We start from the raw sequence: 8000 nt of genomic DNA, 5'->3' as shown, positions 1-8000 counted from the left end.
TCGCCCACTGCTGCGCAGCTTGGAACAAGCTCGTCGATCAGCCCTGGAAAATCACGTCCATCGGAATGCGAGATTGGGCGCATGGGTCTTGATCAGCGCCCGTTGGTATAAATCCGGCCGCAGCCGGATCGGGAGAAACTTTTCTCAGGGGGAAATGGCGGAGGGAGTGGGCCTGACGTCGAACCTTCTCTACCTTTAAGTCATTGTTTTAATAGTCATTCTGACTCACATCGCGACACCAATTTTACTGTCTGCCGCCGTCCCGAGCAGTTGGACACGTTCTGCGCCAGATCGACGTCGATAACGCTAGCCTCTCCCACGGCGGCCAGACGCGTATTTCATTAAATACTTCCGTAACATCTTCGTGTCAGCATTCGTGCGCACCGAGTTGAATTACGGCGCAGCAGCCGAAGAACTAACGGTACTCAAGCGTGCGGGACGCTCGGTAGCGGGAAGGAAAGAAATGCTGAAGTTCTTTTCCCATCCAGTGCCCGACAACGAAGTCCAGCGCCTCCTTGCGCTCAATGAATATCAAGTTCTCGACACGCCCCCTGAGCCCGGGCTGGACATGGTCGTTCGTCACGCCCGGCAACTTTTCGGCGTTCCGATTGCGCTCGTCTCCTTCGTTGCCGAGGACCGCCAGTTCTTTAAGGCGCGTCTCGGCATCGATGTCTGCGAACTAGCTCGGGAAGGCTCCTTTTGCACTCACACGATTCTCGACTGGGACGTCATGGTGGTTCCGGATGCGGCGCTCGACGAGCGCTTTCGTGAATCGCCGCTTGTCACCAACGAGCCGAAGATCCGCTTCTATGCCGGCGCTCCTCTCGTCACACCCGACGGCTTCGTCATCGGCGCGCTCTGTATCAAGGACATCGTGCCGCGGCCGCGGGGACTTTCCCCGGACGAGCGACAGTCGCTCGTCGATCTCGCCGGGCTTGTCATGGACAAGCTCAAGGCTCGGCGTCTTTCAATGGCGGAGGTGGACGGGCGTCGGCGCTTCGATGCCGTGGCCAAATCGGCAACGGACGCGATCGTCTGCGCGGACGGTAACAACCGGATCCTGTCGTGGAACAGCGCGGCCGAGCGAATGTTCGGATACAGCGCCGAGGAGGCGATTGGGCAGCTTGTCAACATTATTGTTCCCCCGAAGTTTCGTCCCATGCACGAGGCTGGCTTACAACGCGCCGTGGCTGGGCTCACGTCCAAACTCGGCTCGCTGATGACTGTTCCGGCCCTCAGGCGTGACGGAACAGAATTCCCGATCGAGTTGTCATTTTCCCACTGGTCCGAGGAGGGTGAGCATCGCTTCGGCGCGATTGCGCGGGACATCACAGAACGTGTCGCCACGGAGGCCAAGCTAAGGCGCGCGGCCGAATACGACTTCCTTACAGACCTCGCCAACCGCACAGTTCTCAGAGATCAGCTCGAGAAAGCCAGTACCGATGGTCGTCCTGTGTCTCTAATACTCGTTGACCTCGACGGCTTTAAGGACGTCAACGATAGCCTTGGTCACGCCGCCGGCGACGAGGTACTGAAGGTGGTGGCAGATCGAGTGCGCGATGTCGTCGGAGATATCGGTCTTCCATGTCGGCTGGGTGGCGACGAGTTCGTAGTCGTCCTAGAAAACACGGCGGATCCCTTATCGGCCGTCGGCCTGGCCGAAAAGCTTATCAGGGATATCGAGCGTCCAATGGAACTTGGGGAACGTTCGGTCTATATTGGCGCCAGTGCGGGCGTGTCTCTCCAATCGGGCGCGGGGTGGAACGCAGATATGCTCCTGGAGCAAGCCGATCTCGCCCTCTACAGGGCCAAGTCGGAGGGCAAGGGTAGCGCGCGACTGTTCACGCACGACCTCCGGTCGATCGCGCAGACACGCATCTCCGTCAGTTCCGATGTTCGGCAAGCTTGGGAGCAAAGCGAGTTCGAAATCTACTACCAGCCGCAGGTCCGCCTTCTGGATGGAGTTCTCGTGGGGGCGGAAGCCCTGATCCGCTGGAACCATCCGGAACGAGGCGTGCTCACGCCGGCTGCTTTCCTGTCGACGCTCGAAACCAGTCTTCTCGCCGTCCCGGTTTCCGAATGGATCCTTCGGACCGCATGTCGGCAGGCAGCCGAGTGGCAAACCTTCGGTTTTCGGGATTTCCGTATCGGAGTGAACCTCTTCGCGGCCCAGTTCAGGTCCGGCGACTTGCCGGCTGTCGTGGACAGGGTGCTGCGGGACGCGGGGCTTCCCGCCTGCGGTCTCGAACTGGAGATCACAGAGAATACGATCCTGCGGAACGAGTTTCGGATTCATGCGGCGCTCCGGGACCTGAGAGCCATCGGCGTCGGGATCGCCTTCGACGACTATGGGACGGGCTTCGCGTCCCTGACGATGCTGAAGGACTTTCCGGTGACCCGCCTGAAGATCGACCGTTCCTTCGTCAGCGGCACCAACGGCGGCGACAGGAACCGCGTGATCGTCGCAGCGATCTCAAGCCTCGCGCACGGTTTCGACCTGAAGGTCATTGCCGAAGGCATCGAGACCCAAAACCAAGCCGACCTCATGCGATCCTACTGCCAGGAGGGGCAGGGCTACTTCTTCGGCAAGCCGATGACGGCTTCCGCCTTCGCGGCAGCGCTCGCAGGACCCGGGACGCGAAATAACCGAAAAGTTGTGTGACCATTGCTATTCCCGTGGCGCCCTTCAACTGAAGGGTGACAGCCTGCGGCGGCAGACAGAAAGGTCAAAGAAATACGCAGAGGACCTCTGCTCAGCCGCGCGATGGTCCGGGCCGACGGGCTGCGCCGTAAGGTATCAGCATCCATCCTGTCCGCTCGCCGTCGGCGTGTTGCCCACTCGGTGACAACCCGTAGGGAGCCGCAGCAGCCTTGGGCCTTAAGCTGCCGCCAGAGTTCGGCGGCGTTACGGTGACCTGCGGTCCACTGAGCGTCGAGCCACGGCAGATGGGACTCCAGGGAACTCTCGCGAACTCTAAACCTGCATTCACCAGAGCCCAATTCTCAATCGACCGGCTCGCTATTTCCCCGCGTATTGCATTGCTTAAATTGAAAGCATGAGGCATGACCGGAGACAGCAACGGCAACGGCAATATTGTTTTTATGCAACACGAGCGGCCGCCGATAAGTGGGCCAAGGGGAATTTTCACATGCTCAAGATACTGACGACGGGCGCCATACTTTTAGCGGCAGCCCCTGCTTCGGCAGCCTGCTTCGGCAGCAACACCTTTTCTACATGCACCGATGACAGTGGTAACAGCTACACGACCAACCGCTACGGCAACATGAGCACCACGAACGGAACAAGCGCGAGCGGCAATACATGGTCGCAAACGACGACTGACTTGGGTTCTACGTCCATAACCAACGGCGTCGCGGCTGACGGCAACAGCTGGAACATGACGCAGCAAAATCTTGGCGGCGGCTATCGCTCGTATAACGGGACGGATTCCGATGGCAACAGTTTCTCAGGCACCTGCGGTCCCTACGGCTGCAACTGATTCAAACCGGCATTCCCCATTTGGATCACCTTTCGGCATGGTAATAGCACCCAAAGCGGTTCGCCAAGCCTTTTGTCGGCTTTGACTCGCTCTGGCCGCTGCATATTGATAAGAGGCGGCGCCAAGTCGGTTATTTTGGCACCCAGAGACGTGATTTGACCATGCCCGGACACAGTTTTCCCGCCGCCGGTGTTTGATATCGTGGATTTGGCTTTGGTTCCGGTCATGCGCACGTTGCTCCTGGTGGTGGCCCTCGCAGGGTGTTGATCATGTTTAGGATGGCGGCGAAGACATCGCGCGGGATGGCGACCTCGGCCATCTGGAAGATAGCGTAGCGGCCATGGCGCACCAGGCGCGCCCCGGTCTTGATCAGGCGTTCGCGCAGGGAGGTCAGAGACCAGCGCTCGATCAGTTCGGGCGTCGCCGTTGTCCGCAGGAAGTTGGCCAGATTGTAGGCCAGAGCGTGAAGCTGGAGCCGCACAGCATTTGCCGCGAACCGCATACACGACAGCCGTGTCCATTTGAGCGCGTATTTGCCCTCCTTGATGTGCTGCTCTGCGGTGCCCCGCCCGTTGTAGAAGGTCAGCACCCGTTCATTCGGCAGGCTTCGATTTGTAACTATGAAGCCGACCGTCGGGAACAAATCACCAGGATGGAACTCGACCTTCGCCACTATGCGGCGGGCCTTTGACCAACTCTTCGCCCGGTAGTGGAAGCTGGTATAGAGGCGCACGACATGGTTCGGCGGACGACCGGGGCGGCGCTTTGTCAGCCAGTCGACCCGTTCGTTCAGCTTGGAATTGCCCTTGATCCGGATGGCATAATCCCAACCCTCAGCCTCAAGCAGATCGAACAGCGCCGGGATGGCGAAGGCCGCATCGGCGCGAAACCGGCGGCGGATGATCGAAGGTCGCGCCTCGGCCGAGTAGCGCGCCAACACAGGCGTCAGCACAGCCTCCCAACCATCAGCGCTGTGGACATTGCCGGGACGCAAGGCACATCTCTCCAGATCACCGAACTGGTTGAACACGAAGAGCGGATGCAGACATTTCTTCTGGAAGTGCCCATTCCATGCCGAACCCTCCTGATCGCCGTGCACAGGGCTTTCCGAACTGTCCATGTCCAGGGTGATGACCTTCGGCGGTCGCTTGTCGTGCACCGTGTCGATCCACCGACCCGGCAGGTCGACAAGCGCCGCGAGGTTCTCTGGCTGGGTCAGCATCTCGGTCTCGAACCGACCCATGGCACTGGCCGAGGCCGCACCGCCCTTGATTGCTCGACTACTGACAAGCTGGCGCATCACCGGATCGCGGCACAGCCGGTCTGCGTCATTGACATCCTCATATCCTGCAAGGCGGGAAAAGACCGACTGTCGCAGGAAGCCTGGCAAGCGATGCCGTCCGTTCGTAATTACCCACCCCCTTGCCAGGGGAGCAAAAGCCTGAATCCATGGCGCGATGGACCGCGGTGATTTGCAGCAGCTGAGCAAAGAGCAATTGATCGAGTTGGTGCTCCGGCTCCAGCGTCCGGAGAAGACGTCGCGGACCTCGTCCAAGCCGCCTTCCACGGACAAGAAGGAAAAGCGCGAGAACTCTCGACCCGGCGGGGCGAAGCTCGGGCATGAGCCGCACAATCGACGACTGGCCGACGACCTCGACGAATTCCGCGACCATGCGCCGGGCGTTTGTGAGCAGTGCGGCGGAATTTTCCCGTCCGACGCCCAGAGGGAATTGATCGGCGAATACGACGAGATCGAGATCCCACCGGTCAAACCCTATGTCATCCGCCACCATCGCTTTGCCTGCCGGTGCGCGCATTGCGGCGTCGAGACGAAAGCGCCGGCGCCGGCGGTCGCGACGACGACGCCGTTTGGTCCGCGCATCCACGCGTTGGCGATTTATCTCAAGGGCTTCCAGGCGCTATCTTATGAGCGGCTGGGCGGCCTGTTCCGTGATGCTTTCGGGCTCAGCGTTAGCGAGGGCGCGTTGATGAACATGTTCATCCGCTCGCATCCCCGGTTCGAGATCGAGGCTGAAAAGGCGAAGGCCATCGTTCGCGCGGCTCAGGTCGTGGCCAGCGACGAAACCGGCGTTCGGATCGAGGGGACGAATTCTTATCACTGGGTTTTCCACTGCAAGGACGCGGTCGTGCATCAGCCCGATTATTCCCGCGTCGCCCGCGTCGTGGACGAGATGATGGACGGACATGTGCCGGCGGTGTGGATTTCGGATCGCTACGCCGCCCAGCAAAAGCACGGCGAGCGGCATCAGACCTGTCTAGCGCATCTGGCGCGCGACACGGCTTTCGCACTGGAGCACGGTTCGGACGATCTGCCCTTCCGGTTCAAGCTTTGGCTGGGAAGAGCGTTCGATCTGGCCAGGGCCGTCGCCAATTTCGCCGCCTCGACCCTGGCAAGGAAAAAGCGGGAGTTGGAAAAGCAGTTGACGGCGCTTCTAGCAGCGACAACCCATTGCGGGCTTGCCCGACAGCTCCAAGCCAAGATCGGGCGCGCCCGAGACCAACTTCTGATCTTCTGTGATTATCCCGGCCAGGTCGATGTCACGAACAACACGTCCGAGCGCAAACTTCGACCGTGTGTGATCCAGCGAAAAGTCACCAACGGCTACCGAGCCATGTGGGCCGCCGAAGCTGAAGCCGACGTCCGGACAACCGTCGATACCGCAAGGCTACAAGGCGCGAACCCCTTCGCCGTGATCGTCGGAATCCTGGCTTGAACGCGGTCCAAACCGCCAGCGTCCGCCTCATCAAATAGGGGGTGGGTAATTACGTCCGTTCAGACCCGTGCGCATATCGGAAAGCAGACCCGCCGCCATGTCCGAGAGGCCATGAGCGTCGTCCAGTTCCCGGTGCAGCAGCAATCCGCCGTCCGAACTGATCGCCGAACCCCGGAATTCCACCTTCACCGAGCGGTCGAATTCCAGCCGAAGAGGCCCCGTTTCAGCTTCACCCGTCACATCCGTCGCCATATCCCGCCCCATCATCGCTAAGATATTGATGATTATAGACTATCACCCATCCGGGGGGCGCGATATCGTTGTTTATCTGGGATATCCGGGTTTAGACATCCAGCACGGCCGCATTAAGCCAAAACCTACCGCACTTGGGATAGCGTATATCGCGTCCGCAGCATACAAACGAGACCGAGGGTGACCCAAACCCGATCTTGCACCAAGGCGTTATAAGCGGAAGTGCAGCTTTCGCAGCTGCCGTTGCTCGAAAGCGCAGAAGTCTTCTCTTGGCAACATTGGAAGCTCGGGTCGGGGCGCTGCATCGAGTCCGACACAACGCCTTTCAGTGGCCCACTTGCATCGTCATCGGCAATGGCGATCTTCAAAAACCTCTGGGCTGGGTTCGACGGACATAAACCTCGGCTACTTTCCTTTCAAGAATTTGTAATGCCAATGGATTTTTTGAGGGTAGCCAGTCGGTCCATGCTCTCGGGCGACCAAGTGTCCTTTAATTCATAAAACTCATCAGCCGTCCGGTCTTCTTTTGGCATAACAACCCATGGCTGTTTCGAGCACGTGTAGATATGGACATCTGGCGGGAATTGGTCCGGGTCATCAAGCGTGCCGACACGAATGAACCTAATATGCTTGCGTAAACCGCCCATATTGTAGTTGCTCCAAACGGCGACTTTGCATTTGGCGCAGCGGGTAACGTCCTGGCCGGTGCCGCTGGGCGTCGGAACCGTAATTTCCTCAACTTCGCCCGATATTAGCTGCACCCGACCGGCCTCAAAAACGGCGTTCAGTGCAAAGGCAGAACCAGAGTTTTTCTGACATCCGCGGCAGTGGCAGCAATGTACGATCAAGGGCTCTGGAGCTACCTGATAACGCACATGGCCGCAAATGCAGCCTCCACCTCTTGTTTCGGAATCATGGTTCATGGCGCTCTCAATTACTATTTGCTTTCGGCTGAATGATGACGTGTGCTGGGTTTCAGGCCCTTTGAAAAGAACTTGCCGAGATTTCCGGACAACAAGGTGGGCTATTCTTTTACGATATCCGGTTTGAGGCTGTCGAGTAAGGCCATCACCCCGCCGCCTGCGTCAGAGCCCTGTCAGGGCGATAGTTAATTCAAGCGTTGAAGGCGTTTCACCGCGACAGCCATCAGCGACCGGCGAATGGGCCACCGCGTAATCGACAATCTCGCGCAGGACTTTTTCGTCCACTCCGGCGGCACCAATAGTAACGCGGGTTCGTATGCTCAGAGAACCGGCACGAACCGATTTATCTAAGCCGAAAAGGCCGCGGTCGTCGTCAACGCTGTCCATTATGACCTCGAGCGCGTCCAACGCTATCCCTAACTCAGCGGCGCGCAACGCAATTCTGGTGGCGTCGCAGGTCGCCAGGGCTGCGCGTGCCAGGGAATGTCCCGGTCTCTGTTGAAACTCTGAAGTGGGCGGCGTTGCCCGCCTTGAGCCGTTAGGCTCGGGGTGCCGATTCCACTGAGGAGAGCAACGCCATGAAGAAAGAT

At 59.2% G+C, this 8000-nt stretch carries 7 protein-coding genes and 3 pseudogenes; 4 read left to right on the top strand and 6 right to left on the bottom strand.

Features of this window, described 5'->3' with window-relative positions; genetic code table 11:
- The coding region (locus VQ045_RS20600; protein ID WP_331831452.1) for a hypothetical protein at nt 1-199 on the top strand (199 nt) is incomplete at its 5' end.
- A gap of 264 nt (nt 200-463) precedes the next feature.
- Entirely contained in the window at nt 464-2662 is a 2199-nt protein-coding gene (locus tag VQ045_RS20595) for a putative bifunctional diguanylate cyclase/phosphodiesterase (RefSeq protein WP_331831450.1), read from the top strand.
- Between the two features lie 92 nt (nt 2663-2754).
- Here VQ045_RS20595 and VQ045_RS20590 read toward each other — a convergent pair.
- Nucleotides 2755-2979: pseudogene (locus VQ045_RS20590) on the bottom strand (ISL3 family transposase); the annotation flags it as partial.
- A 170-nt stretch (nt 2980-3149) separates the two neighbouring features.
- Between VQ045_RS20590 and VQ045_RS20585 the strand changes: the two are divergent.
- Nucleotides 3150-3500, top strand: a complete 351-nt coding sequence (locus tag VQ045_RS20585) for a hypothetical protein (protein ID WP_331831449.1) — start codon at nt 3150-3152, stop codon at nt 3498-3500.
- On the opposite strand, the gene VQ045_RS20580 is transcribed toward VQ045_RS20585, so the two are convergent.
- A complete protein-coding gene (locus tag VQ045_RS20580; protein ID WP_331831448.1) occupies nt 3485-3727 on the bottom strand; it encodes a hypothetical protein in 243 nt (80 codons plus the stop codon). The genes VQ045_RS20585 and VQ045_RS20580 overlap by 16 nt on opposite strands.
- Nucleotides 3724-4905: pseudogene (locus tag VQ045_RS20575) on the bottom strand (IS1380 family transposase); the annotation flags it as partial. The gene VQ045_RS20580 and the pseudogene VQ045_RS20575, both read right to left, overlap by 4 nt.
- Before the next feature lie 52 nt (nt 4906-4957).
- On the opposite strand from VQ045_RS20575, the gene tnpC reads away from it, so the two are divergent.
- A complete protein-coding gene (gene tnpC, locus VQ045_RS20570) occupies nt 4958-6235 on the top strand; it encodes an IS66 family transposase (protein ID WP_331831447.1) in 1278 nt (425 codons plus the stop codon).
- Between the two features lie 57 nt (nt 6236-6292).
- On the opposite strand, the pseudogene VQ045_RS20565 reads toward tnpC, so the two are convergent.
- The 3 genes and pseudogenes from VQ045_RS20565 to VQ045_RS20555 all read right to left on the bottom strand — a co-directional run.
- Nucleotides 6293-6487: pseudogene (locus VQ045_RS20565) on the bottom strand (transposase); the annotation flags it as partial.
- Between the two features lie 416 nt (nt 6488-6903).
- Nucleotides 6904-7410 carry a GFA family protein gene (locus tag VQ045_RS20560; protein ID WP_331831446.1) on the bottom strand — a complete coding sequence of 169 codons (507 nt, stop codon included), beginning with the start codon at nt 7408-7410 and terminating at the stop codon, nt 6904-6906.
- Nucleotides 7411-7572: 162 nt separating this feature from the next.
- A complete protein-coding gene (locus VQ045_RS20555; protein WP_331831451.1) occupies nt 7573-7875 on the bottom strand; it encodes an OsmC family protein in 303 nt (100 codons plus the stop codon).
- Between the last annotated feature and the right edge of the window lie 125 nt (nt 7876-8000).

The organism is Aurantimonas sp. E1-2-R+4, from assembly GCF_036549515.1.
GTDB classification, from domain to species: Bacteria; Pseudomonadota; Alphaproteobacteria; order Rhizobiales; family Rhizobiaceae; genus Aurantimonas; species Aurantimonas coralicida_A.
Note: the sequence above shows the minus strand (reverse complement) of the source record. Positions and strands in the feature narration are given on the sequence as shown.